The sequence below is a fragment of the Grimontia hollisae CIP 101886 genome, from assembly GCF_000176515.1.
Lineage (GTDB): Bacteria > Pseudomonadota > Gammaproteobacteria > Enterobacterales > Vibrionaceae > Enterovibrio > Enterovibrio hollisae.
Window position 1 is genome coordinate 1,133,714 of the sequence record NZ_ADAQ01000013.1, and the last position, 24,665, is coordinate 1,158,378.

The 24,665-nt window shown below is 51.1% G+C and carries 21 protein-coding genes; 11 read left to right on the forward strand and 10 right to left on the reverse strand.

Features of this window, described 5'->3' with window-relative positions; translation table 11 throughout:
- The first annotated feature begins 83 nt into the window (after positions 1 to 83).
- A complete protein-coding gene (gene xni, locus VHA_RS18030; RefSeq protein WP_005506942.1) occupies positions 84 to 860 on the forward strand; it encodes a flap endonuclease Xni in 777 nt (258 codons plus the stop codon).
- Between the two features lie 26 nt (positions 861 to 886).
- Here the strand turns inward: xni and rlmM are convergent, their stop codons facing one another.
- The 4 genes from rlmM to VHA_RS18050 are packed head-to-tail and all read right to left on the reverse strand — an operon-like array spanning position 887 to position 3,907.
- The gene (rlmM, locus tag VHA_RS18035; protein ID WP_005506950.1) at positions 887 to 1,954 is read right to left on the reverse strand and encodes a 23S rRNA (cytidine(2498)-2'-O)-methyltransferase RlmM; all 1,068 of its coding nucleotides are present in this window, start codon (positions 1,952 to 1,954) and stop codon (positions 887 to 889) included.
- A gap of 59 nt (positions 1,955 to 2,013) precedes the next feature.
- Positions 2,014 to 2,388, reverse strand: coding sequence for a DUF423 domain-containing protein (locus VHA_RS18040; protein ID WP_005506953.1), 375 nt, complete (start codon positions 2,386 to 2,388; stop codon positions 2,014 to 2,016).
- The gene (locus VHA_RS18045; RefSeq protein WP_005506955.1) at positions 2,385 to 3,005 is read right to left on the reverse strand and encodes an alpha/beta family hydrolase; all 621 of its coding nucleotides are present in this window, start codon (positions 3,003 to 3,005) and stop codon (positions 2,385 to 2,387) included. The genes VHA_RS18040 and VHA_RS18045 overlap by 4 nt, the downstream gene beginning before the upstream one ends.
- The gene (locus VHA_RS18050; RefSeq protein ID WP_005506956.1) at positions 3,002 to 3,907 is read right to left on the reverse strand and encodes a transcriptional regulator GcvA; all 906 of its coding nucleotides are present in this window, start codon (positions 3,905 to 3,907) and stop codon (positions 3,002 to 3,004) included. The genes VHA_RS18045 and VHA_RS18050 overlap by 4 nt, the downstream gene beginning before the upstream one ends.
- A 383-nt stretch (positions 3,908 to 4,290) precedes the next feature.
- On the opposite strand from VHA_RS18050, the gene csdA reads away from it, so the two are divergent.
- The 6 genes from csdA to phaC all read left to right on the forward strand — a co-directional run bounded on the left by csdA (position 4,291) and on the right by phaC (position 10,761).
- Entirely contained in the window at positions 4,291 to 5,514 is a 1,224-nt protein-coding gene (csdA, locus tag VHA_RS18055) for a cysteine desulfurase CsdA (protein ID WP_005506957.1), read from the forward strand.
- Positions 5,515 to 5,539: 25 nt separating this feature from the next.
- Entirely contained in the window at positions 5,540 to 5,965 is a 426-nt protein-coding gene (csdE, locus tag VHA_RS18060) for a cysteine desulfurase sulfur acceptor subunit CsdE (RefSeq protein ID WP_005506958.1), read from the forward strand.
- 550 nt (positions 5,966 to 6,515) lie between these two features.
- Positions 6,516 to 7,256 carry an SDR family oxidoreductase gene (locus VHA_RS18065; protein WP_005506965.1) on the forward strand — a complete coding sequence of 247 codons (741 nt, stop codon included), beginning with the start codon at positions 6,516 to 6,518 and terminating at the stop codon, positions 7,254 to 7,256.
- A gap of 17 nt (positions 7,257 to 7,273) precedes the next feature.
- Positions 7,274 to 8,485, forward strand: a complete 1,212-nt coding sequence (locus VHA_RS18070; RefSeq protein ID WP_005506967.1) for an acetyl-CoA C-acetyltransferase — start codon at positions 7,274 to 7,276, stop codon at positions 8,483 to 8,485.
- Positions 8,486 to 8,532: 47 nt separating this feature from the next.
- A complete protein-coding gene (locus tag VHA_RS18075) occupies positions 8,533 to 8,880 on the forward strand; it encodes a phasin family protein (protein WP_005506969.1) in 348 nt (115 codons plus the stop codon).
- Between the two features lie 63 nt (positions 8,881 to 8,943).
- A complete protein-coding gene (gene phaC, locus VHA_RS18080; RefSeq protein WP_005506971.1) occupies positions 8,944 to 10,761 on the forward strand; it encodes a class I poly(R)-hydroxyalkanoic acid synthase in 1,818 nt (605 codons plus the stop codon).
- A 77-nt stretch (positions 10,762 to 10,838) separates the two neighbouring features.
- Here the strand turns inward: phaC and tcdA are convergent, their stop codons facing one another.
- Entirely contained in the window at positions 10,839 to 11,639 is an 801-nt protein-coding gene (gene tcdA, locus VHA_RS18085; protein WP_005506974.1) for a tRNA cyclic N6-threonylcarbamoyladenosine(37) synthase TcdA, read from the reverse strand.
- Positions 11,636 to 12,610 carry a LysR family transcriptional regulator gene (locus VHA_RS18090; protein WP_005506976.1) on the reverse strand — a complete coding sequence of 325 codons (975 nt, stop codon included), beginning with the start codon at positions 12,608 to 12,610 and terminating at the stop codon, positions 11,636 to 11,638. Before VHA_RS18090 ends, tcdA begins: the two co-directional genes overlap by 4 nt.
- Before the next feature lie 115 nt (positions 12,611 to 12,725).
- Here VHA_RS18090 and VHA_RS18095 point away from each other — a divergent pair, with 115 nt between their 5' ends.
- The 3 genes from VHA_RS18095 to VHA_RS18105 all read left to right on the forward strand — a co-directional run bounded on the left by VHA_RS18095 (position 12,726) and on the right by VHA_RS18105 (position 15,977).
- Positions 12,726 to 14,045: an aspartate aminotransferase family protein gene (locus tag VHA_RS18095; RefSeq protein ID WP_040529209.1), complete on the forward strand. Its 1,320-nt coding sequence runs from the start codon at positions 12,726 to 12,728 to the stop codon at positions 14,043 to 14,045.
- A gap of 9 nt (positions 14,046 to 14,054) precedes the next feature.
- On the forward strand, positions 14,055 to 14,888 hold the full coding sequence (locus VHA_RS18100) for a beta-keto acid cleavage family enzyme (protein WP_005506982.1): 834 nt from the start codon (positions 14,055 to 14,057) through the stop codon (positions 14,886 to 14,888).
- Positions 14,889 to 15,008: 120 nt separating this feature from the next.
- Positions 15,009 to 15,977: a TAXI family TRAP transporter solute-binding subunit gene (locus VHA_RS18105; RefSeq protein WP_005506984.1), complete on the forward strand. Its 969-nt coding sequence runs from the start codon at positions 15,009 to 15,011 to the stop codon at positions 15,975 to 15,977.
- A 63-nt stretch (positions 15,978 to 16,040) separates the two neighbouring features.
- Here the strand turns inward: VHA_RS18105 and mltA are convergent, their stop codons facing one another.
- Positions 16,041 to 17,123 (reverse strand): murein transglycosylase A, encoded by a 1,083-nt coding sequence (mltA, locus tag VHA_RS18110; protein ID WP_005506986.1) that lies wholly within the window; start codon positions 17,121 to 17,123, stop codon positions 16,041 to 16,043.
- 103 nt (positions 17,124 to 17,226) lie between these two features.
- Positions 17,227 to 17,571: a DUF2850 domain-containing protein gene (locus VHA_RS18115; RefSeq protein ID WP_005506988.1), complete on the reverse strand. Its 345-nt coding sequence runs from the start codon at positions 17,569 to 17,571 to the stop codon at positions 17,227 to 17,229.
- Positions 17,572 to 17,748: 177 nt separating this feature from the next.
- Here VHA_RS18115 and argA point away from each other — a divergent pair, with 177 nt between their 5' ends.
- Entirely contained in the window at positions 17,749 to 19,104 is a 1,356-nt protein-coding gene (argA, locus tag VHA_RS18120; RefSeq protein ID WP_172465014.1) for an amino-acid N-acetyltransferase, read from the forward strand.
- Here the strand turns inward: argA and recD are convergent.
- Positions 19,070 to 21,067, reverse strand: a complete 1,998-nt coding sequence (recD, locus tag VHA_RS18125) for an exodeoxyribonuclease V subunit alpha (RefSeq protein WP_005506991.1) — start codon at positions 21,065 to 21,067, stop codon at positions 19,070 to 19,072. The genes argA and recD overlap by 35 nt on opposite strands.
- Positions 21,054 to 24,617 (reverse strand): exodeoxyribonuclease V subunit beta, encoded by a 3,564-nt coding sequence (recB, locus tag VHA_RS18130; RefSeq protein WP_005506993.1) that lies wholly within the window; start codon positions 24,615 to 24,617, stop codon positions 21,054 to 21,056. The genes recD and recB overlap by 14 nt, the downstream gene beginning before the upstream one ends.
- Between the last annotated feature and the right edge of the window lie 48 nt (positions 24,618 to 24,665).

Genomic DNA, 24,665 nt, shown 5'->3' on the forward strand with positions numbered 1-24,665 from the left:
CTTCAATGGCCCGTCATTCTGCTTTCATTTACCGCTCAACAAATTAGAATGGCCCTATCGGGCCATTTTTCTTTGGGTAATCCATGTCAATCCATCTTGTTATCATTGATGCCATGAACCTCATTCGCAGGGTACACGCAGCACAACCCAATCCGGAGGACATTGCATCGACGGCACAAGTCTGCACCCGGGCATTACACAAGATAATCCGCTCTTCTGAGCCGACCCACATTGTCGCTGTGTTTGACCATACCGGGCAGGACCGGGGTTGGCGCGCGAAACTGGTACCCGAATACAAACAAGGCCGCAAACCGATGCCTGAGGTACTTCAACAGGGGCTGGATAGCATTCAGGATGCATTCTGGGAAGAGGGCGTGGATTCGCTGCTCTCATCCGGTGACGAAGCCGACGATATGATTGCCACACTGGCTATCAAAGTAGCAAACCATGACGGTCAGGTGACAATAGTGTCAACCGACAAAGGCTATTGTCAGTTACTGCAACCCACTGTCCGGATTCGTGATTACTTCCAGCAACGCTGGCTCGACAGCCCGTTTATTGAAAAAGAATTCGCCGTACAACCAGAGCAGTTGACCGATTACTGGGGCCTGACCGGGATTAGCTCGAGTGGTGTTTCCGGTGTACCGGGCATTGGCCCCAAAACGGCCTCAACCCTATTGCAACGTTATGGCACGTTGGAACAGCTCTATGCTGCTGAAGACATCGAACCCAAATGGCAGAAAAAGCTGGAAGGCACTCAGGAACTGGCGCTTCGCTGTAAGCAGGTCGCGACACTGAAAACCGACATCACATTAGGCTTTAACCTGCAGGATATCCGCTACTCCGCGCAGGGCGCATAAAAAAGGCAGCCCAGTGGCTGCCCCCTTCATCTCAGCACCCGGATATGCACAGTGACTTCCTCACGGTCGTGATAAAGGTGCTTGGCCTGCATCTCAAATTTCACGCCGTTTTCAATCAGGAATATCTTCAGGTTCTGTAAGTCATCCTTCACCTGCTCATAACGGCGGCTCATTGGCAGTTTCAGATTAAAAATGGTTTCTTTTGCCCATCCGGCGATCAGCCATTCCCCCATCAACTGCGCCACGCGATAAGGCTTTTCAATCATGTCACACACCAGCCAGTATACATTTTTTCGCGGTGGTTCGAATTTGAAACCATCGACGGCATGGTGTTTCACCTGTCCGGTATCCATCAAGCTTTCTGCCATCGCACCGTTATCCACTGCGTGAACAAACATCGACCGTTTCACCAACTGATAGGTCCAGCCACCGGGACAGGCGCCCAGATCGACCGCCCACATGCCCGGCGCCAGACGTTCATCCCACTCTTCACGTGGAATAAAAGCATGAAACGCCTCTTCCAGCTTCAGGGTTGAACGGCTCGGCGCTTCGGGCGGGAACTTCAAACGGTGGATTCCCATGTAATGTGGTGAGTTGTTGTTAGTCAGCGAGTAACCAACCAAACAGCACCCCGGCGCGGTAAAGCAAACATGCAACACCGGCTTTTTCGGATTTTCTTTTGCCAGCAGCACGCCACGCTTTCGCAATGCCTGACGCAACGGCACAGTAAACTTGCGACAGAATTTCAGCAGTTCTTTCGCCTGTGCCGTATCCGGAGTTTCAACCCGCAGGTCACCGCACTTTGGCAGTTCGCCGCCAAGCGCCAGAATAGGCGAAATACGATCGCCCGGATCCAGATCTGTCAGGCTGCCAACCACCGCAACCATCTGACGCGCAAAAATCAACGAGCTCAGTGGCAGTGTCTTGAGCAGTTTTTCTGCATCACCTTGCTGGTAACATTCAAACAGTACATAGCCAGTGTTTTTTTCCACGCGTGGAAAACCATACACCTCAACATCGGCTGCCTTGTCCTGAATCTCACCGGCACACTCTTTTTCAAAGCCCTGGCGGCAATACAATAAAATCTGGTTCATCTCGGCCTGCTGTTAGCAATAAAAATGACGCAACATTATGATCAAGGCCGCCAGTGAACTCAAGCCTTGCGCCAGAGCGCAACAGTGGCCATGCTCCAGCCAACCAAGAAGCAGCTCCCACCCAATGGCGTGACGGGCCAAAGCCATGTCCAATCCGTCAGCGCAAGCCCGTACAAACTGCCACTGAAACAAAGAATACCGACAGCAATAAACCCGCAGGCAACCGACAGTAAACGTAGCGGCTGGTATTGATGCCAAAGACCAAGGGCAATCAAGGCCAAGGCATGCCAGAATTGATACTGGACGCCTTTCTCTACAATCGAAAGCTCGTAAGCAGGCAACTGCGCTTTCAGTGCATGCGCGGCAAACGCGCCCAACGCCACTGCTACACCCGCCAGCACACAGCCAAGTGCAGCATATTGTCGTCCATTCATTGGCATACTCTCTGGATAAAATTCGCGATCAAATCTGCCGCCAACTGGCGGTTTCCGCTTTCAGTGTGACCAGATACTTTTCTCGGTTTAAAGCTGTGGTCTCCGTCAGGAATAAACGTTAACTGCACGCTCTCTGGCAGTGGGTAAGTTTCCAATTCAGCACGGTTACCAAACGTATCGCGCTCTCCCTGTAAAATAAGGGTGGGCACGGATAATGTAGCAAGGTGCTCTCCTTTGTCTTTTTCAGGTTTACCCGGTGGGTGGAACGGAAATCCAAGACAGACAATGCCTTTCAGCCCCTTGATATCACCAAGGTGGCTCGCCATTCGCCCGCCCATCGACTTCCCGCCAATGACGGTTTTTTCCGTGCCATATTCGGCGATAATGTCACGGTAAGTATCCAGCAATACCGGGGCGCGGTCAGGTGGGCGTTTCTTACCATCTTCTGCGCGCTTGATCATGTAGGGAAAATTAAAACGCACCACACGAACACCCTTGCTGGCAACCCTCGCCGCAACGTCGGCCATGAAATCATGTGCCATGCCTGCGCCGGCACCGTGGGCAAAAATAAACGTATGTTCAGCCAATTCCGGTCCATCAATGATGACTGTACTCATGCAGAGATACTCTCCTGTTCTGCCGCGGCCTTTGCCAGAACCCAATCCCTGAATGCCGCAATACGACCAGAGTCTGCATCTTTTTGTTGGCTCACCAGGTAAAAGGCATTTTTACTCATCAGGAAATGCTCAAACGGACAGACAAGGCGGCCAGATTCCAGTTCTGGTTGCGCCAGTACATTATTGCTCAGTGCGACCCCCTGCCCTAGGGCTGCTGCTTGTAACACCATGGCAGAGTGACTAAAAATCGGTCCATAGTTTAGATTAATGTCACTAATCTGATAATGCTTGGCATAGGCCTTCCAGTCCTTCCTTGAGCGATCGTGCAGCAACGTATGATGTTTCAGATCTTCCAGATTATGGAGGGGGTTAGGGCCGTTCAGTATTTCTGGGCTGCATACAGGCAGCAGAAACTCCGGATACAACTCGTCACAACGCAATCCCGGCCAGTTTCCCCGGCCATAGTAAATCGCCACGTCCACATCATCAGTTAAAGAACCGTCTTCCATGTCTACGGCTTTAATGCGTACATCGATTTCAGGGTGTTGTTGGTTAAAGTCAGCCAGTCTCGGTACTAGCCACTGGATGGCAAAACTTGGTGGCAAACTGATGGTCAATGCCCCCTTGGCTCCTCGCTCCAACACACGGTCTGTGGCATCCGCCAAAGATGTAAAAACATCTTTTATATCAAGAAAATAGCTCTGCCCTTCTTCTGTTAACAGCAGAGAGCGATTACGCCTTCTGAACAATTTGAGCCCAAGAAACTCCTCCAGTGCTTTGATCTGGTGGCTGACTGCCGCTTGTGTAACAAAAAGCTCTTCGGCAGCACGGGTAAAGCTCAGGTGTCGGGCTGCAGTCTCAAACACCCGGAGTGAGTTTAGTGGTGGAAGGCGACGGGCCATTGTCCTTTCCTTATAGATAAGATTTTCTAATGAGCAGCATTATAAAATGTCGATTGTTCTGGCTCCAGAGAAAACCTATAGTTTGCGCGCACCACGGGATTTTCGTTCCCTATGTTCGACTGATTTTGTGGCTGCGATGTTGTGTTTGCATATTTCGGTTTTTACCGAATCTGGTAGAGACATCTACCTTTCATACTTGCTGTATTTTTTGAAACCTATCAATCAAAAAATTTGTCGTAGCACTGAGGTTTTCTCGGTGCTTTTTTTTTACCCGCAGTTTCTCCGTGTAACACATTTTATATCGATGACTTTCCCTTGAGTTAATATCACGAAAAGGCGATCATTTCCCTCCTGTTAGTGACACATTCAGGCGAAACAAGACCATGACGACCCACCCTTTTGATGCAGCGCTTATCCGCCGTGACTTTCCGGCGCTGCAGCAGCGTATCCATAACCAGCCTCTGGTGTACCTGGACAATGCGGCCACTGCCCAAAAGCCTCAGGTCGTTATCGACAGTATCAGTCAGTATTATTCCAGTGCTAACGCCAATGTTCATCGCGGTTCCCACGCATTAACCGCTGCAGCGACCAACCGCTTTGAACTGGCTCGCTGTCAGGTTGCCCGCTTTCTGAATGCGCCAGAGAAAGGGATCATCTGGACCCGGGGAGCAACAGAAGCATTGAACCTGATCGCCCAAAGCTATGCCCGACAGATACTCCAGCCCGGTGATGAGATCATTGTGAGTGAAATGGAACATCACGCCAACATCGTCCCCTGGCAACTGGTCGCAGAGCAAACCGGCGCCAAAGTGGTAAAGTGGCCGGTCAACGTCACCACCTGCCAACTTGAGTTATCTGAGCTTGAAAAAAGATTGAACCCCAAAACCCGTCTGGTGTGCATTGCTCACATCAGTAATGTGACGGGTACGCGCAACCCCATAGAGGCAGTCATTGAAAGAGCGCATCAAACCGGGGCTGTTGTTGTTGTTGATGGCGCGCAAGCCGTGGTACACGAGAAAGTGGATGTATCAACCATGGATGCAGATTTCTATGTTTTCTCAGGCCATAAATTGTTTGCACCAGCAGGGATTGGCGTGCTGTATGGCAAGCCGTCACTGCTTGAATCAATGCCGCCATGGCATGGTGGCGGTAAAATGGTGGAAAAGGTGAGTTTCTCCGGCACACAATATGCGGATTCCCCCGCTAAATTCGAGGCAGGCACACCTAATATTGCCGGCGCTATCGCCCTGTCTGAAGCCATTCAATGGGTTGAAAATATAGACAGAGACGGTGCAGAAGCCCATATCGCATCACTGCAACAACGCTTGGTTAAAGGTATCGAAAACATCGAAGATCTCACCATCATCGGGCTGCAACCAGGCGCCGGTGTCGTGGCCTTTACTGTTGCAGGTGTCCATCATTCAGACATTGCGACGCTTCTCGATCAACAAGGCATTGCAGTACGCTCCGGTCATCATTGCGCTCACCCGCTGATGGATGCCCTGAACATTAACGGCTGTGTCCGCGTCTCTATTGCCCTGTATAATACCGAGGATGATATTGATCACTGCATCACCGCCATTCAAAAGGCGTGCGACATCCTCTAACTCCTGACACTTGAAGGCCGATACTATGACGAGCACTTTTCCATCCCATCCCTTTGGCACCGCGATTTCTGTCGACGACATCATTCACCAAATGGCGCAGTGTCGAAGCTGGGAAGATAAGTATCGCCTTGTTATCCAGATGGGTAAAAAACTGCCAACGCTTGACGAGTCATTAAAATCGGAAAGTATTTCCGTATCAGGTTGTGAAAGTAAAGTTTGGCTGATCTGGCGAAAACAAGACGAAAAGTACATTTTCGCTGCAGATTCCGATGCACGTATCGTTAAAGGATTGTTAGCTATTGTATTGGCGGCCGCAGAAGGCAAGTCACAACAAGCACTTCGCCACTTTAATTTTGAGCATTACTTTGAAAAACTGGATCTCCTCACTCACCTCAGTCAATCCAGAAGTAATGGTATCCGCTCCATTGTTGAACAAATAAAAAATATATAAAACCTACTGCATGGCGGTGTATTCACCTGAAAAACATCGCCAAAAGTGACTATTTCACCATACAAAAAACACAATAAAACTGAGACTTCTGGTCAATTATCCTAAAATCCTGTTTGATAACTCCACGCTTTATTTTTTAACTTAAATGACTTTCATTTTTATCCGTTTCACTGAAACCGTAAAGTGGTCACAAAAGGAGATATAAGCGAGCAAATCACCCCAAAACCAAACCACAACCTAAAAGAACCCAACAGAAAACCAAAAATTAACACACAGTTAACTTATATCGCTTTATTGTCGATCAAGATCTTATTTTTCTAAATCTCCTCTCTTTCTTTTTGCCTTACTCAATAGATTGTATATCTTGGATCTCTGTGGTCATAAAACCATCACACACAATAACTATTATATTCCGAGATGAGTTGAGTTTCCGTCATCTCAGCCCTTATTGCGCTAAATCATAAAATTATAGGTGCCTGTATTTTTGGACAACCAAATGCAGTTACAGGGGTCATGTTTCAATTGCTTGTTGTTAAGAATGGAGTCATCAATGAAGAAACTCGCGCTCATCACCGGTTCAAAAGGTGGTATTGGTTCGGCGATCACGGAAAAGTTGGTCAGTCAGGGCTATCGCGTGATTGCTACCTACTTTACCGGTAATCTGCAATGCGCCAAGGAGTGGTTCGAAGAAAAGTCGTTCAACACCGATCAAGTCCGCTTGTTTGAACTGGACGTCACCAACACCGCCGAATGTGCAGAGCGTCTCCCAAAACTTCTTGAAGAAGAAGGCACTATAGACATTGTGGTCAACAATGCTGGCATTACCCGCGACGGTCTTTTCAAGAAAATGGCCGCGGATAACTGGCATGCTGTTATCAATACCAACCTCAACAGTCTTTTCAATGTCACCCAGCCCCTTTTTGCCGCCATGTGCGAGAAAGGGGGTGGCCGCGTCATCAACATTTCTTCGGTTAATGGCCTGAAAGGTCAGTTTGGACAAACCAACTATGCTGCCGCCAAAGCTGGCATGATTGGCTTTACCAAATCACTGGCTTTTGAAGGTGCGAAATATGGTGTGACCGCCAACGTTGTCGCCCCAGGCTATACTGCAACACCCATGGTAGAAGCTATGCGCGATGAAGTGCTTGAATCGATAAAAAGCGAGATTCCAATGAAGCGGCTGGCTCGTCCGGAAGAAATCGCCGATGCCGTCGCATATCTTGCCAGTGATTCAGGGGCTTATATCACCGGGGAAACGCTGTCAGTCAATGGCGGCCTGTACATGAACTAACGGGAAAAAGGTTACACATGGAAAAAGTGTTTATTGTCGCGGCGAAACGTACCGCGATCGGTGCATTTACCGGTTCTCTCAAAGATGTACCCGCAGGACAACTGGCCGCAGCTGCCATAAAAGGGGCACTGGAAGCAGGAAATGTCGCACCGGAAACTGTTAATGAAGTCATTCTCGGTAACGTCGTCAGCGCAGGCCAAGGTATGGGAATTGGTCGCCAGGCTGCGATCTTTGCCGGTCTTCCTGAATCGGTACCGGCTTATGCGATCAACATGGTTTGCGGTAGCGGTATGAAAGCGGTCATGGACGCCGTTTCACACATCCGTTGTGGCGATGCCAACGTGGTGGTTGCTGCCGGTGTTGAGAACATGTCACAAATCCCGTTTGCTGCGTCAGGTTCACTGCGCGGCGGACAAAAGATGGGCGACATAGGCCTTAAAGATCTGTTGATCAACGATGGCCTGACGGACGTCTACAACCAATATCACATGGGTGTCACTGCGGAAAACGTTGCCAAGCAAGTCGGCCTGAGCCGTGAACAACAGGACGCATACGCACAACAAAGCCAACAAAAAGCCGTTGCTGCAGTTGAAGCTGGCCGTTTCAAAGACGAAATCGTGCCGGTAGAGGTCAAGCAACGTCGCCAGACCGTGGTTTTTGATACCGACGAATACCCCAAAGCAGATTGTACGCAAGAAGGTCTGGCAAAACTTCGTCCAGCCTTTGACCGCGAAGGAACAGTGACTGCCGGTAACGCATCGGGCCTGAATGATGGAGCAAGTGCAGTAGTGGTTGCCTCAGAGGCTGCCGTTCAACGGCTAGGCCTTAAACCATTGGCAGAAATCACCAGTTATGCGCAAGTTGGACTAGATCCCAAAATCATGGGCTTAGGCCCAGTAGGTGCAGTAACACAAGCCCTGAAAAAAGCAGAGATTTCTATTTCTGACGTGGATCTGTTTGAGCTTAACGAAGCTTTTGCCGCCCAGGCGTTGGGTGTTGTCCACCAATTGGCAGACACACACCATGTGAGCGCTGACAGCATTTTGCAAAAAGCGAATGTCAATGGTGGCGCAATCGCTTTGGGTCACCCTCTTGGCGCATCAGGTAACCGTATTCTGGTCTCCCTGATCCACGAACTGAAAAAACGCGAAGGCACAGTGGGTGTCGCTTCGCTTTGCATTGGCGGCGGCATGGGTACGGCAGTCGTCGTGAAACGTGTTGATAGCTAAGAACGTTAACCCCCTTGGATCTAATGACTACATTTAGGAGAAACACCATGTACACCGATATGTTTAAAGCATTCTCTGAGCAAACTGAAAAAACACTGGCACCTTATATAAAGTTCAACAAGCTGGTCGCGAAAAACGTTGAAACCCTGACTGAGCTCCAACTGAGCGCAGTGAAAACGTACAGCGAAATGGGTTTGGCACAAGTAAAAGCTGCAAGCGAAGTGACTGACGTAACGTCAATGACCGCATACAGCAGCCAGCAACTGGCCGCATTAACCAAACTGTCTCAGCAAATGATGGACGACAGCGCGAAGCTACAATCTATCGCCAAAGAATTTAAAGATGATCTGGAGCAACTGACTGCAGAAAACCTGAAAGCTGGTCAACCAGCTTAATTTTAGGTAGACACGCCCTCTCGCTGCAGAGGGCGCGTTATTTCCGATCAAGAGGGTTTACACATGTACCAGAACTTCTTCTCGGACTACCTTGTAAAACTCCAAGAGAGTAACCAGCAATGGTGGAAGGATCTTGAGCAAGGCAAGGCAGCCGTAAACACCCCCCTGAATAAAGCCATGCAGGAGCAAAGTATCGAAGATACCGCCAAGCTCCTTGAAGGCGCGGCAAATCAACCCGCTGCAATGCTGCAAATTCAAATGCAGTGGTGGGAAAAACAACTGCAAATCTGGCAAAGCGTCGCTTTGGCTGCAAACAGCCAGGAAGTTGTATCTCCGGAAAAAGACGACAAACGTTTTCAGGATAAAGCGTGGCAAGACGAAGTGTTCTATAACTTCATCAAGCAATCTTACCTGTTGTTTGGGCGCACATATCTGGAAACCATCAATGCTGTCGAAGGGTTAGATGACAAGGCAAAAGAACGCCTGAACTTTTTCTCCCGACAGGCCATTAATGCGATGTCACCCAGCAACTTCGTCGGTACCAACCCTGAGCTGTTGAAGCTTACGATGGAAAACAACGGCGAAAACTTGGTGAAGGGCTTGCAAAGCCTTCAGGAAGATATCGAGTCGAGCGCGGATATCCTTAAAGTTCGTATGACCAACACCAATGCGTTTCGCATTGGTGAAGACATTGCAAACACCCAAGGTGACGTTGTGTTCAAGAATGAGCTCTTTGAGCTGATTCAATACCGTCCACTGACAGAAAAAGTGAATGCCACACCACTGTTGATCGTGCCCCCGTTCATCAACAAGTACTACATTCTCGACCTGCGCGAGAAAAATTCCATGGTACGTTGGCTGGTTGAACAGGGACACACTGTGTTCATGATGTCCTGGCGCAACCCAGGGGCTGAGCAAAGAAACGTTGAGTTTGGCGACTATGTCACGGAAGGCGTGGTGAAAGCTGTATCAGCTATCGAAGACATTACCGGCCAGCAGCAAATCAACGCGGCAGGTTATTGCATTGGCGGCACTGTGCTGGCAAGTACGATTGCCTACTACGCAGCGAAACGCATGAAAGCCCGCATCAAGTCAGCCTCCTTCTTTACCACCTTGCTTGATTTTGCACAGCCGGGAGAAGTTGGCGCTTACATCAACGATAACCTGATCAGTGCAATAGAGTTGCAAAACAACACCCGCGGTTATATGGATGGACGCTCACTGAGTGTGACGTTTAGCCTGCTGCGTGAAAACAGCCTGTACTGGAACTACTACATCGATAACTATCTCAAGGGCAATAGCCCGGTAGACTTCGACTTGCTGTACTGGAACAGCGACAGTACCAACGTCGCGGCAGCCACGCATAACTTTTTATTGCGCGAGTTGTACCTGAACAACAAACTGGTCCAGGACAAAGGTGTAAAAGTAGGCGGTGTTTGGATTGATCTAAACAAAATCAAAGTGCCAAGCTACTTCATCTCTACCAAAGAAGACCATATTGCCCTTTGGCAAGGAACATACCGCGGTGCCCAGAATGTGGGAGGGAACAAAACCTTCGTACTGGGTGAGTCAGGGCATATTGCCGGTATTGTTAACCATCCTGCAAAAGGCAAATACGGCTTCTGGGTCAACGATGAATTGAGCGAGTCTGCCGACGAATGGTTTGAGTCAGCAGAGCACAATGCCGGTTCGTGGTGGACACACTGGGATGCATGGCTATCTGCCTATAGCCCGAAAGAGAAAGTGGAACCTTATGCGCAAGGTTCTGAAAACTTCCCAGTGATTAGTGCAGCGCCCGGTGAATACGTTAAACAGGTGCTTCCTGTTCAAGCCATTGCTGAGTCAAACACAAAGAAGTCGCGCGCGAAAGCTGACGCATAACAGCGTTGCTTGAAACGTGCTGGAATAAAGAAGGCCGCGAACATTCGCGGCCTTCTTTTATTGGAAAAGATACTGCCTTATTTCTTCGCAGTAAGCTTAGCAATAATGCGCGAGACGGCTACAAAGCCAAAAGTCGCAGTCACCATGGTTGCCGCACCAAATCCGCTGGCGCAATCCATTCTTTTTGGCCCTTCTGCGGTCGCTTTGGTTTCACATACTGAGCCATCTGGTTGCGGGTATTTGAGCTGCTCAGTGGAAAAAACACAGTCAATACCAAACTTGCGGCCCTGAGTTTTAGTGAAGTTATGGAAACGACGCAGGTTATTGCGCAATTTTGCCGCCAACGGATCCTGAATGGTTTTGGTCAGATCAGCAACCTGGATTTGTGTCGGATCGATTTGTCCTCCCGCCCCACCCACGGTGATAACCTTAATCTTGTTACGTTTACAGTATGCCAGCAACGCAGTCTTTGGCTTAATGCTGTCGATAGCATCAAGCACATAATCGTAATCTTTGGTGATGTATTCGGGAATATTGTCTTCTGAGATAAAATCATCAATCAAATTGACTTTGCAATCCGGGTTTATACCCCGGACTCGTTCTGCCATCACCTCAATCTTACTCTGGCCAACCGTCCCGGACATTGCATGAATTTGCCGGTTGATGTTGGTAACACAAACGTCATCCATATCAATCAGTGTCAGTTCGCCGATACCACTGCGTGCGAGTGCTTCGACGGCCCATGAACCAACGCCGCCGATACCGATCACACAGACATGTGACTGGCGCAGTATCTCAAGCTCGGTCGCCCCGTAAAGACGGCGCGTTCCACCAAAACGTTGCTGGTAGCTTTCTGATGCAGCTTGTGTCGTTGTCATAGTTGTTTGCTCTGTTTCCCGGTTTCCGTCGTGGACTGCGGTTTATACTCGCTTGGCCGCAAAATGTCCATGGATTCGCACCGGAAGCTTGGCGGTACCATCTCCCGCTTCAACCAGTCTATCACTTGCTTTACAGGCCCCAGCCGCCTTTTATAGCCATGACTGAAAAGAAAATACCCATATAGACTAGAAAAGCCCAGTGACAATGGATTGGTAACCTCACCTCGCTGAAGGGTGTCCTGAACCATAAACTGGGGGATCAACGCCATTCCCTGCTGATATTTCACCGCTTCCAGTGCCATGTAGAAATGCTCAACCCCCGTGCCATACGTCGGGCTATTTGGCGCAACCCCCAGTTCATGCCAGAACTGGTTCCAGATTTGTGGTCTGGTGATATGACTGATAGCAGGCAAGGGTAAAAGACCTTCAATACCCGAAAGACCTTCAACCACTGGAGGTGAAGCCACCAGCATCAGCCGCTCCCGGACAAGCAGCTCAGCGTCTTCTTCATGTGTGGACAGCGGCAGACAATGGATCGCAATATCGCCCTGATAGCGATTGTGGCTGTCTGATGTCACGCTTGCGCGCACCGCCAGCTCGATATTTGGGTGAGCACACCTAAATGCATCAAGCCTAGGGATCAGCCACAAGCTCGCCAAGGATGGGGGTACCGAAATCTCAATCCGGCTTTTGGTTTCAGACGTCTGCATCACGGTAGAAGTAGCATGCTGCAGGTTTTCCAATGCCTCAACCACTGAGGGTAAATAACGCCGCCCCGCTTCCGTTAGCTCCACCTTCCCCCCGGCACGTTCAAACAGTGCACAGCCCATCAACTCTTCCAGGTGTTGAATCTGTTTGCTGATGGCACTTTGGGTCAGGTTCAACAACTTTGCCGCTTTGGAAAAGCTCAGGGTTTGCGCCACGACGGTGAAGGTGCGCAGTGTTTTCATTGGCGGTATTGCCATAGCCATACATGATCCTTATGAATTTTTGGCATACCCCACAAATTTATATCGTTTGCTGTTCAATTTCCAACCTGTCCATACTGATTAAAATAACAACAGGGATTCATCACTAAGGGATATCATGACACACATACTTCAAAGACATTGTCACTCAGTATTGCCCACAGTCACGGGCGGGGATGGCGTATTTCTCTTTGACAATAAAGGCCACCACTATCTCGATGGCTGCGGAGGCGCAGCCGTATCCTGCCTTGGCCACAGCCATACCGGCGTTCTGAGCGCGATAGAAGCCCAGCTCCGTACCATTCCATATGCTCATACTGGTTTTTTCACCTCGCCTGTAGCTGAAGAATTGGCGGCACGATTGGCCGACAAAGCCCCCGGTCTCCTTAACCATGTCTATCTTGTCAGTGGTGGGTCGGAAGCGGTTGAAGCCGCACTGAAAATGGCACGCCAGTATTTTCTGGAAAAAGGTGAAACAACACGAACCCGCTTTATTGCCCGCCGCCAGAGCTATCACGGCAACACACTGGGTGCACTGGGTGTTGGTGGCAATATGTGGCGAAAAGAACCTTTTTCTCCCCTGATGCAGAATGGGGAATTGATAGCACCATGTTATGCCTACCGTGATAAACGCGATAACGAAACCCATTTCGAATACGGCCAGCGCGTTGCCAATGAACTGGAAGAACGCCTCCTTGCTGTCGGCCCGGAAACGGTCATCGCATTTGTGGCTGAGCCGGTGGTAGGTGCAACAGCAGGCGCGTTGGTTGCAGAAGAAGGCTACTTCAAACGCATCCGGGAGATTTGTGACAAATACGGCATCCTGCTGATCCTTGATGAAGTGATGTGTGGCTGCGGACGCACCGGGACTTACTTCGCTTACGAACAGGAAGGCATCGTGCCAGATTTAGTCACCATGGCAAAAGGACTGGCGGCCGGTTACCAGCCCATTGGCGCCGTGATGATCCACGATAAAATCTATGACGCCATTTTTCATGGCACGGGATATTTCCAGCACGGGCACACTTTTATGGCCCATCCTTTGGCATGTGCAGCCGCTTGTGCCACCCTTGATGTATTGGAATCTGGCGTGCTCAGTGAAGTGGCAGACAAGGGCGAGTATCTGGTCAATCAACTGAACCAAACCTTTGATGATCACCCTTTCGTTGGCGATATCCGGGGCCGGGGGTTGTTTATCGGTATGGAGTTTGTCGAAAACAAACCTGGGAAAACACCGTTTGATCCCTCCCGACCACTGCATGCCGAAGTGAAAAAGACTGCGATGGCGAATGGATTAATGTGTTACCCCATGGGCGGCACAATCGATGGAAAACGTGGACATCATGTGCTGCTTGCGCCGCCCTTTATCATCAAAGAAAAAGAAATGGATGAGCTGGTCAAACGTCTGGCAATCACATTGGATCACGTATTTGGATAAGGAAATCAGGTGCAAAAAGGACGAACGATTATTGTTGCGCCCAATGGTGCAAGGCGTGGCAGGGATGACCACCAGCAATTACCGCTGACCATGGATGAAATGGCAACCTGCCTGTCACAGTGCGCCTCTGCCGGTGCCACCATGGCGCACATGCATGTGCGCGACACACAAGGTAAACACTCCCTGGATGTTGGGTTAAACAAGGAATGGCTCGAGGAAACACGGGCCCGTTTTGATACTGAACTTGTAATCCAGTTAACCACAGAGGCCGTTGGCCTTTATCAACCAAACGAACAAATGGCACTGGTGCGTGGCACTGAGCCCGAAGCTGTCTCCCTTGCGCTTCGCGAGTTACGGCCAAATGCCTCGTTTGAGAAAGAGGCCAGCCGTTTTTTCCATGAACTGAATGAACGCCGAATCTATGTGCAGTACATTTTGTATGATGCCGCCGACTTGTCGCTTTATTTTCAGATGGTTAATGACAAAACGTTGCCGAATAGCGGCCATCACCTACTATTGGTACTGGGCAAGTACAAAAAAGACATGTTGTCTTCACCGGCAGACTTACTGGAATTCGACCTTAAACGCATAACCAGTGAGAAAATTTCCTGGGCAACCTGTGCATTTGGCCAGTTTGAACACCAGTGTTTGGCAGCTGCGATATCTCTTGGCGGGGACGTGCGCGTAGGTTTTGAAAACAACCTAATAAATTTAAAGGGACAGCATGCGAAGAACAATGCTGAACTTGTACAACAAATCGCCAACTTGTCTCAAAGCATGGGGTTATCTATCAACTCTGCGGAAGATTTAAGAAAAAATATCTTCTGTAGCTTTGAATCGTGAGGCATATCTCTTGCGATCGAAAAACCAACTATCAGATAATTTCGTCGCAAATGGACTCACATTTTATTAACAGCGGATTCTCACCGCGTTAGCAATCACATCATCGACAAGGACTAAAGCATGAAAGCGTTAAAACCAACTTTGGCCGCAATGAGCTTTGCAGCTGCTTTAACTGCCGTACCCGCACAGGCTAACCAATTTGTGACTATCGGTACCGGTGGCGTCACTGGTGTTTACTATCCAACAGGTGGTGCAATCTGTCGTCTGGTAAACAAAACCAAGAAAGAACACGGCATCCGCTGTTCGGTTGAGTCTACCGGGGGTTCCATCTACAACATCAACACCATCCGTGCAGGTGAGCTGGACATGGGCATCGCCCAGTCTGACTGGCAGTTCCACGCCTACAATGGCTCAAGCAAATTCAAAGACCAGGGCGCTTACAAAGACCTGCGTGCTGTTTTCTCTGTCCACCCAGAACCGTTTACCGTTGTGGCACGTGCCGACGCCGGTATCAAAACGTTTGACGATCTGAAAGGCAAGCGCGTCAACGTGGGGAACCCAGGTTCTGGTCAGCGCGGTACTATCGAAGTACTGATGGCTGAAATGGGCTGGACCATGGACGATTTCAAACAGGTTTCTGAGCTGAAAGCTGCGGAACAGTCAAAAGCACTGTGCGATAACAAAATTGATGCCATGGTTTACACCGTTGGCCACCCAAGTGGTGCTATCCAGGAAGCAACCACAGCGTGTGACAGTGTGGTGGTAGAAGTAAATAACGCCGCATCAAACAAACTGGTTGCAAACAATGACTACTACCGTACTGCGACTATTCCAGGTGGTATGTACCGTGGTAACGACAGTGATGTACAAACCTTTGGAGTAGGTGCAACGTTTGTTTCTTCTGCTGAGGTACCAGAAGAGGTGATCTACCACGTGACGAAAGCGGTGTTTGAGAACTTTGACGATTTCCGTCGCCTGCACCCAGCATTCGCTAACCTGAAGAAAGAAGAAATGGTGTCTGACGGCCTGTCAGCCCCTCTGCACCCAGGCGCGGCGAAATACTACAAAGAAGTTGGCCTGATTAAGTAAGTTACTCTTATAAAAAGAAAAAGGCGGATTTGAAACCCGCCTTTTTTATCGCCAATATCTCGGTTATGGCTGTGCCAGTGCTTCATTCCCTGCAGGTTTTGTCAGCTTCCAGACCCGGCCAAAATGCTTATGGTGGCCGGCTTTAATGCCTGCTTCCTCACCCATGCCATGATAAAGATCGAGGTGGTTTTTCTTCACCGCACCACCAGTATCGAGCGCCATCAGCAGCTTCAACACATGCTGTCCGTTCCAGTTACCTTCTTCATCAAGCTGTGGCACTTCTGCCAGCAACACAGTTCCCATTGGCAGGTATTCGCGATCGGCCGCGACAGAAGCGCCGGAAAGCAAGGGAATACCCGCAGTGCCTGTCACCGGGTGCGCGGCTTTCGGGGTAAAGAAAACATAGGACGGATTCTGGTTCAGCAGTTCAATCACGGCAGCCTCATCCTGCCCCGCAACCCAGTCTTTGATCGCCTTGAGTGACATTTTCTCACGCGGCACTTGGTTTCTTTCTATCAGCACCTTACCGATACTGACATACGGGTGGCCATTCTTACCGCCATAGGCAAAGTACTCAAGCTGGTCAGTATCACCAAAATGAATAAAGCCACTGCCTTGCACTTCCATAATGAAATTGTCGATCAGTGATGCGCTGTACCCCAGCTCCAGTCCTAGCCCTTCCAGAGCGCCGTTATAAATCTCTTCCCGGGTCGGGCAGCGCTCCCCGCACGCTGGCATGGCATAGACTGGGTAGCGGAACAATGCATCCGGCTGATGGCGCATTTCAATCACTGGTGAAAAATAACCGGTAAACAGCACATTGCCGTAGCCGTCACCACCGCCCATTTGTTCCAGCGAGAGTCCATAGTCTGCCAGCGCTGTTGGCTCACCGCTTTCAGCCAGCCAGGCCTTTACCGCCTCATAAACCTGCCGGTGAGTGTTGACCAGTGACGGGGACAGGGTTTCCACCTTTTCCAGTTGCGCCGGAAACAGGGAGTAATCCCGCGGCTTGTCGGAGGCTACGATGTCAACAGGATTCAAAACATCATCGAAGTGTCCATCTGCATATTGCTGACCACGATCAGTCGGACGGGCACATGCGGTAAGTAGTAAGGAAATGCCGACAACAAAAAGTGTTTTTTTCACAGAAATTCCTGACAGATAAATCAATAAAGAAAGGGTGACAGAAGCCCTTCGCTTCTGCAATCAAAAGCGACGTTTCACGCTAAAACTTCAGGAGGCTCTGAACTTAATATCGAATAAAAGGTGTACTGTAATGATACGGCTTTTCCCGCTGTAGCGTATTGGTGTCTTCAACGGTGTAGAGGTAGGTGTTATTACCGACGGTATAAATCAGTTTGCTGCCCGTAAACTCATAATAACTGGTGGTGCGCGCTCCCTTTGTATAGATACCGTCTTTGCGCACTTCGAAACGGTCAGCCGCATACGAAGGAACACCCTGCTCTACCCACTCCCCGTATATCGCGGTTTGATCCACTTCTGTGAAGATAGGAATATCGTTCGCCACAAGGTAGCCAACGGTTCCGCCCACCAGCACGACAAAAAGCGTTAAAGATTGTCCGATGATGCCCACAAATGGAATCTCAAATAAGAGAAAATAGTATCAATTAATAACAATAATATTATAAAAGGGACATTCATGCCGACCAACTTAGGCATTGAGAGTTTGAACCTGTGTCACTGCCCTTGCCAAAACAAGAATAATTAGTCACTATAAAAGCATATAAAATCAAACTTATGGAGTAAGGTGTTGAAACTTCGCAGTACAGCACTCGTAAATGGATTTAGGCAATCAGCGCCCTACGTCAATGCACACCAAAACAAGACCATTGTTATCATGTTGGGCGGTGAAGCGATTGCAGATGCCAATTTTAGCAATATCGTCAATGATATAGCGCTATTGAACAGCCTTGGTCTTCGGCTGGTTCTGGTTTATGGGGCCAGACCCCAGATAAGCCAGTTACTTGAAAAACAGGGCATTGATACGCCGTATCACAAAGGCGTGAGGGTGACCGACTCTGCGGCACTGGAAGTCGTAAAACAGGCCGCAGGGCAACTTCAGCTGGATATCACAGCACGGCTTTCTATGAGCCTGAACAACACGCCGATGGCAGGTGCCCAGATCAATGTCGTCAGCGGCAACTTTGTTATCGCGCAACCGTTAGGTGTGGATGAAGGTGTCGACTATTGCCACAGCGGACGGATCCGCCGGATCGACATTGAAGGCGTTCACCGCCAGCTTGATCAGCATGCGATCGTATTGCTTGGTCCGGTCGCAAGCTCGGTGACCGGTGAGTGTTTTAACCTCACCTCAGAAGAAGTGGCGACCCAGCTTGCAATTCGACTCAATGCCGACAAGCTCATTGGGTTCTGCTCTTTACAGGGCGTGATTGGCCCTGACGGCAATGTGCTGTCTGAACTCTTCCCCCATCAGGCCGAAGAAATCCTGCGCCAGCGTGAAGTGGCCGGAGATATAAATTCCGGGACAATCCGCTTCCTGCGCGGCGCAGTGGCAGCTTGCCGCTCAGGTGTGCCACGCTGCCACCTGTTGAGCTATAAAGTCGACGGTTCATTGATTCAGGAACTGTTCTCGGTAGAAGGTATCGGCACCCAAATTGTCACCGAGAGCGCTGAGCGTATCCGCCAGGCTACCATTGATGATATCGGTGGCATACTGGAGCTTATCCGTCCGCTGGAAGAACAGGGGATCCTGGTGCGCCGTTCCAGAGAGCAACTCGAGCAGGAAATTCCCCGCTTTACCGTGATAGACAGGGATGAACGGATCATCGGTTGTGCTGCACTTTATCCCTACCCGGAATCACAAAGTGCGGAGATGGCCTGCGTGGCAGTGCATCCCGAGTACCGCGACAGCGACCGGGGCACGAACTTGCTGCAATACATTCAGCAGCAAGCCGTGCAGTCAGGGTTAAAAACCATTTTTGTGCTGACGACCCGGAGTATTCACTGGTTCCGTGAACACGGGTTTGTCGAGGCTGACGTCAGTGCCTTACCGGATGCCAAACAGGAGCTGTATAACCTGCAGCGTCGCTCCAAGGTACTGACGCTCACCCTTAACGGGCGCGTAATGCGTCTGCCAGCCCGCTGAAACGCTGGTTTTTCCTTTTCACAGCCCGCTCCAGACTGGCGCGGGTTGCATACACATCCAGTCTGTCTTTGGCACGCGTAACCCCGGTATACACCAGTTCCCGCGTCATTACTGGTGTCGGCGTTGGCGGCAACACCAGAATGGTATGACTGAATTCAGAGCCCTGTGATTTATGGATAGTCATGGCATACGCGGTCTGGTGCTCCGGAAGGCGGCTGGGCAAGAAAGCCCGTACCGTGCCATCAGCCATTTCAAACACCACACGAAGCCCCTCTTCCTGTTTCACGACAATGCCGATATCACCGTTATACAAGCCAAGGCCATGATCGTTTTGAGTCACCATTACCGGGCGTCCCGGATAGAAACTCTCTTCGCCGGGTGAAACCAGCCCTGCTTTGGCCAGCGCCTTTTCAATCACGCTGTTCAACCCTTTAACACCAAATGGCCCATCGCTGAGGGCACAAAGCAGGCGGCATTCAGAAAAGCGCCGCAACACATCGCGGGGCGGTAAGCCATCCACCATCGCCGTAAGGTAGGGCCGGTAGCCCTGAACAGCCAGATGGATTGCCTCGCTGTAGATATCAGTATCGAGCTCGTGAAGGGCAATATCACGAAAACCGGATTGAATAACACGATCCAGGGTTCGGGTGTCTCCGGCATTAATGGCGTATGCCAGTTGCCCTACCCCAGACTGGGCATGAAAACGGTAACTTTTCCTGAGCAAACAGACACTGTCTGCAACTGCCGGGAGCCCTGCCGCTTCCGGGAGCACAAAACCAGTCAGTGCTGACAGCAACTTAGCCCGCGGCGGGCTAAAGCCCTGCCCTGCCCCCAAACAGATATCGCCCAGCACAGCCCCGGCTTCTACCGACGCCAGCTGGTCACGGTCACCAAGCAAAATGACCCGGGCATGCTCTGGCAGCGCAGACAACAGCCTTGCCATCAGGGGCAAGTCCACCATTGACGCTTCGTCAACCACCAGTACATCCAGGTGCAGCCGGTTTCCCTGATGATGCCGAAACTCGACGCGGTTAGGAATGGCGCCCAGCAGACGGTGAATCGTCGATGCCTGCGCCGGAATTTTCCGCCGCACACTGTCTGTAACAGGCAATGCCTCTACTGCTTTACCGATGGATTCTGTCAGGCGGTTAGCCGCTTTCCCGGTGGGTGCCACCAGCTTGATTTCAGGCCCATTAGGGTTATCACTGCTGCTGACAATGGCCGCAAGCAACTTCGCCACCGTGGTGGTTTTTCCCGTACCCGGGCCGCCGGATATCACTGCAAAGCGCGAACTCAGTGCGACTGCTGCCGCGACTTTCTGCCAGTTAAGCCTTGCACCGTCAGGCACGTGGCTGAGCACGTCGTTATCACTGACACCGGCCTCCAACGCCGCCTGAAGTGCGTGATAATCAATTTGGCTGCTGTCTGTGATATCAAAGAAATCTGCCAGCTTCGCCGCTTTTTCTTCGTCAGTCCATTGCGGATAGCGTGCCCGCAGAAAAGCCACATCTGGTGTGAACAGCCCATCCAGTACCGAACGTAAGTTCATTGGAAGCGGCAACTCCCCGCTCCGCTTGGCAATCTCACTGACGACCAGACACTCAGCCGCCCAGTAGCGATAAAGATAGAGCCGGCTGCCACTCAGCACCAGAGGAGTAGGCTGCGAGCCATCGCCGACAACCGGGGAAGCAGAGAGCATCGAAAGGGCATTTTCCGGTACCATCAACGCGGCCAGCGACGCAGATTCAGCCGGCATCAGATCAAACAGTCTCGCTCCTTCCAAGGCAGAGAGATCGACACAGACATTTCCTTTCCCCAGCTCAAAGCTCACCAACGCTGCCCAGCCAACAACCGGGGAGTTTTCATCCCCCAGCTGCTCGCCGATAAACTGGGAAAACTGGCGATCAATGGCCCGGATGGCGTTGCGTTTATACAGGGCCTCGAGTTTTTCACTTATCGCCATTCAGCACATCTCCGTCAGAAAACAATGCATCAAGCCCATCCAGCAGTTCCGGCGAGGGGGCAGTGTAAAAAATACCGTGGCGGGTTCCCGCCTCAATTCCACGGACAAACAGATAATAAACACCACCAAAGTGGCGGGCGGGATCATAGTCCGGCAGCCGCTGGCGTAGGAAACGGTGGAGTGCCAGTGAATAAATCTGGTACTGGAAGTCATAGCGATGCTCAATCATTGCCTGACAAAGAGCCTCTTCGGTGTAATCTGCCGGGGAACCCCCGAGATAGTTGGATTTCCAGTCAAGGACGAAATAACGCCCTTGCCAGCAAAACACCAGGTCAATAAACCCTTTCAACATGCCACTTGCAGTTTCAAAATGCAGCTCCCCCGCCTTTGCCGATAAGGGATCATGTTCCGCAATCAGGCGGTTCAGCCGCCCGCTGTCGAGCCGCTCTACCGGCATGACAAATTCCATTTCGGTTAAACGTGCTGGCGCATCAATGTGCGCCAGCGTCAGCCCCTGTGCATTCAGGGGCTGGTTCACCACATCTGACAGCAGTTTTTGCAACACCGGCACCCAGTGTTCGTCGTAGTTCTCCAGCAGCAAGGCGTGGCGGATCATCCCTGCGACGTCCTCACTGTACATATCATCGCCAAACCCGACATTTTCAAACAGGGTATGCAAGAACGTGCCGGGTCGCGCCCCTTTCGGAAACTGGAAAATCGACAGCGCGGCTTCCGTCTGGGTCTCTTCTGTCTCCTGCTTTTCCTCGGCTGCATCGATATCGAAGGCCGGCACATCCGGCAGTGCGCTGGCATGCCCTTGTTTGACAAGGCCAGAATAACTGGTCAGGCGCCAGTCCCGGCGGATATGGCCAGTAAAATTGCGGGCTTCAATGGCTTCATCACTCGCCGCTTCTACCGCCAGCAGGCCTTCCACACGCGGTGGCGGCGGGCGCCTTACCATGCTGTCTGTGTTAGCGACCAATGCATCCACCGCTGCAACCAGTCCGGCGGCGTCTGTCGCGTCGCCTTTCTGGAGAAGATAGCCCAGCGCAGACTTATGAAGCCCGGTATCACCGGACGATTTCTTACCGTCTTTAAGGGGAGCCAGACCAATAAAACAGCCATATACCGCACGGGTCAGTGCCACATAGACCAGACGTAAGTCTTCTGCCAGACGCTCTTTGTCTGCCTGCTCAATCGCAACATCCGGCTCGCTCAACGACAGAGTTGGCGTGTGGTTCTCATCATGGAAGAAAGGACGGTCTGACGGACGGAAGTTGCAGGCAAACGGCAGGTAAACCAGATTGTATTCCAGACCTTTGGATTTGTGGATGGTCACAATCTGCACCAGATCGCGCTCTGACTCCAGACGTACCTGCTGTTCTTCGCTGTTGCCATTGGGATTATCGATATGATCGGCCAGCCAGCGAATTAAAGCATGGTGGCTGTCCAGTGTCTGACTGGCCTGCTGCAATAGCTCACCAAGGTGCATCAGGTCAGTCAGTGCCCGCTCACCCTGCTCCTCACTCAGCAAGCGCTCCGCAATACCCCGGCGCTGCATCACCTGACGCAGCATCGGCATGACGCCACGACTGAACCAGACACTCTGGTAGGTGGAGAATTCAACAACCGCCCGTTCCCACGCCTTTTCATCGTGGTTGAGGGTATCAATCTCACCTGCTGTTAACGCGAATAGCCCACTGGCAAGTGCAGCGCGAAGTGTCCGCTCACTATCAGGCGTCAGGACAGCCATAAGCAGCCTTTGCACATCTGCCGCCAGAGGGCTGGAAAACACGCTGTCTCGGTTGGAAAGGTAGACGGAAGCAATCCCCTGTCTTGCCAGTGCCCGTTTAACTTTCGCCGCCTCACTGCCTGTGCGGACCAGCACTGCAATGTCACCCGCCTTCACCGGGTTACGGGCTTCTCCCTTGGTAAAAAAGGCGTTACCTTCAGCGGCTTTTGTCAGCACCTCGCGGATGCTGCTTGCCGTGGCATCTGCCATCTGGGTTTCGTAATCACCACGGGTCACCAAGCCCAGGGTTTCGTCGAGCCAGAATGTCATCGCAGCTTGCTTGACGCCGTCCACTTCCCACTGTTTTTTTTCCGCGCCCGGTGAATGCGCCACCGGCGTGAAGGGAATGTCGTCGTCATACACAAACGGCGACGCCGCTTCTTTAAACACATGGTTGACGGCATCAACCACACTGGCAGTGGAACGCCAGTTGATACCGAGGTTGTAGTGATCAGCGACCTGACGGCGCGCATGGATATAGGTAAAGATATCCGCACCGCGGAAGGCATAGATAGCCTGTTTCGGGTCACCAATCATAAACAGGCCACACTCAGGCTGAGCCATATAAATGTCACTGAAGATCTGGTACTGCTGCGGGTCGGTATCCTGGAACTCATCAATCATCGCAACCGGATACAACTCTCGGATACGCGCTGCCAACAGCCCTTGCTCATCCTGCACCAAGGCCTGGGAGAGCTGGGAAAGCAAGTCATCAAATGACAGCCAGCCAAAACGTCGCTTCTCCTGCGCCAGCAGTAACCGCACCTCACGGATGGCATGAGCTGTTAACGCGTCTTTCAGCGTTGGGGGATTTGCCACCAGCGTATCAATCGCGTCAAAAACCGGATGGACAGGCACTTCTCCTTTCTTGGTTTTCTCCGCCAGCATCGATGCAGAAAAACGATCAAGGTTTTTGGGTAATCCATACCCTGTAGCTGGGCGCGAAGCCCAGTCTGTGACTTCCCTCAGCCAGTTCGGCAGGGATTTTTTGCTGTAGCTGCGCTTATCAACGCCTGATCCGGCAATTAACGCCTCTAAATCGGCGACTGCGGCCAGCCACGCGGTTTTCACCCCGTCAATACGCGCGAGGTTTTGCTGGTGCAACGCATCAAGGCTTTCCGGCATGTCTGGGGCCTTGATGGTAACCATAGGCCCGGACAGGTAAGGACCAATTTCTTTAAGCAGTGACAGGGGCGACGACCAGTAGCCACACACCACACCTGCCAGCGATTTAGGTAACGGGTAGAACTGACGACGCCAGTAATCCGCCACTGCGCGCTCACGCAGTGCACTCTCATCAGTGATAAATTCGTTGGTAAACAGGCTGCCAGACTCAAAGGCATTCTGGGTCAGCATTCGCTGGCAAAAACCATGGATGGTATAAATGGCGGCCTCGTCCATTTGCCTTTCTGCCTGCAACAGCAAGCGCTCTGCCTGAACGTGGTCTGCGATATCATCCAGCAAGGGTTTTATCACTGGATCGTCACTGTGCCCCCGACTGAACGCCAGACGCGCATCATGGATACGTGACCGAATGCGGTCACGGAGCTCCTGGGTCGCCGCTTCGGTAAAGGTCACCACCAGAATTTTATCGACACTCAGTGGCCGGGGGTGTGCGGTGTCTTTGTTGCCATGCCCCAACAGCAGGCGCAGGTATAAGCCGGCAATGGTGAAGGTTTTCCCGGTACCGGCTGAGGCTTCAATCAATCGCTGCCCATGAAGGGGAAATGTCATGGGTTCAAGAAGTTGGGTTGACATGCAATGTTGGCTCAAGGGAAGAATGTCCTTAGTTTATCAATGCGGTGA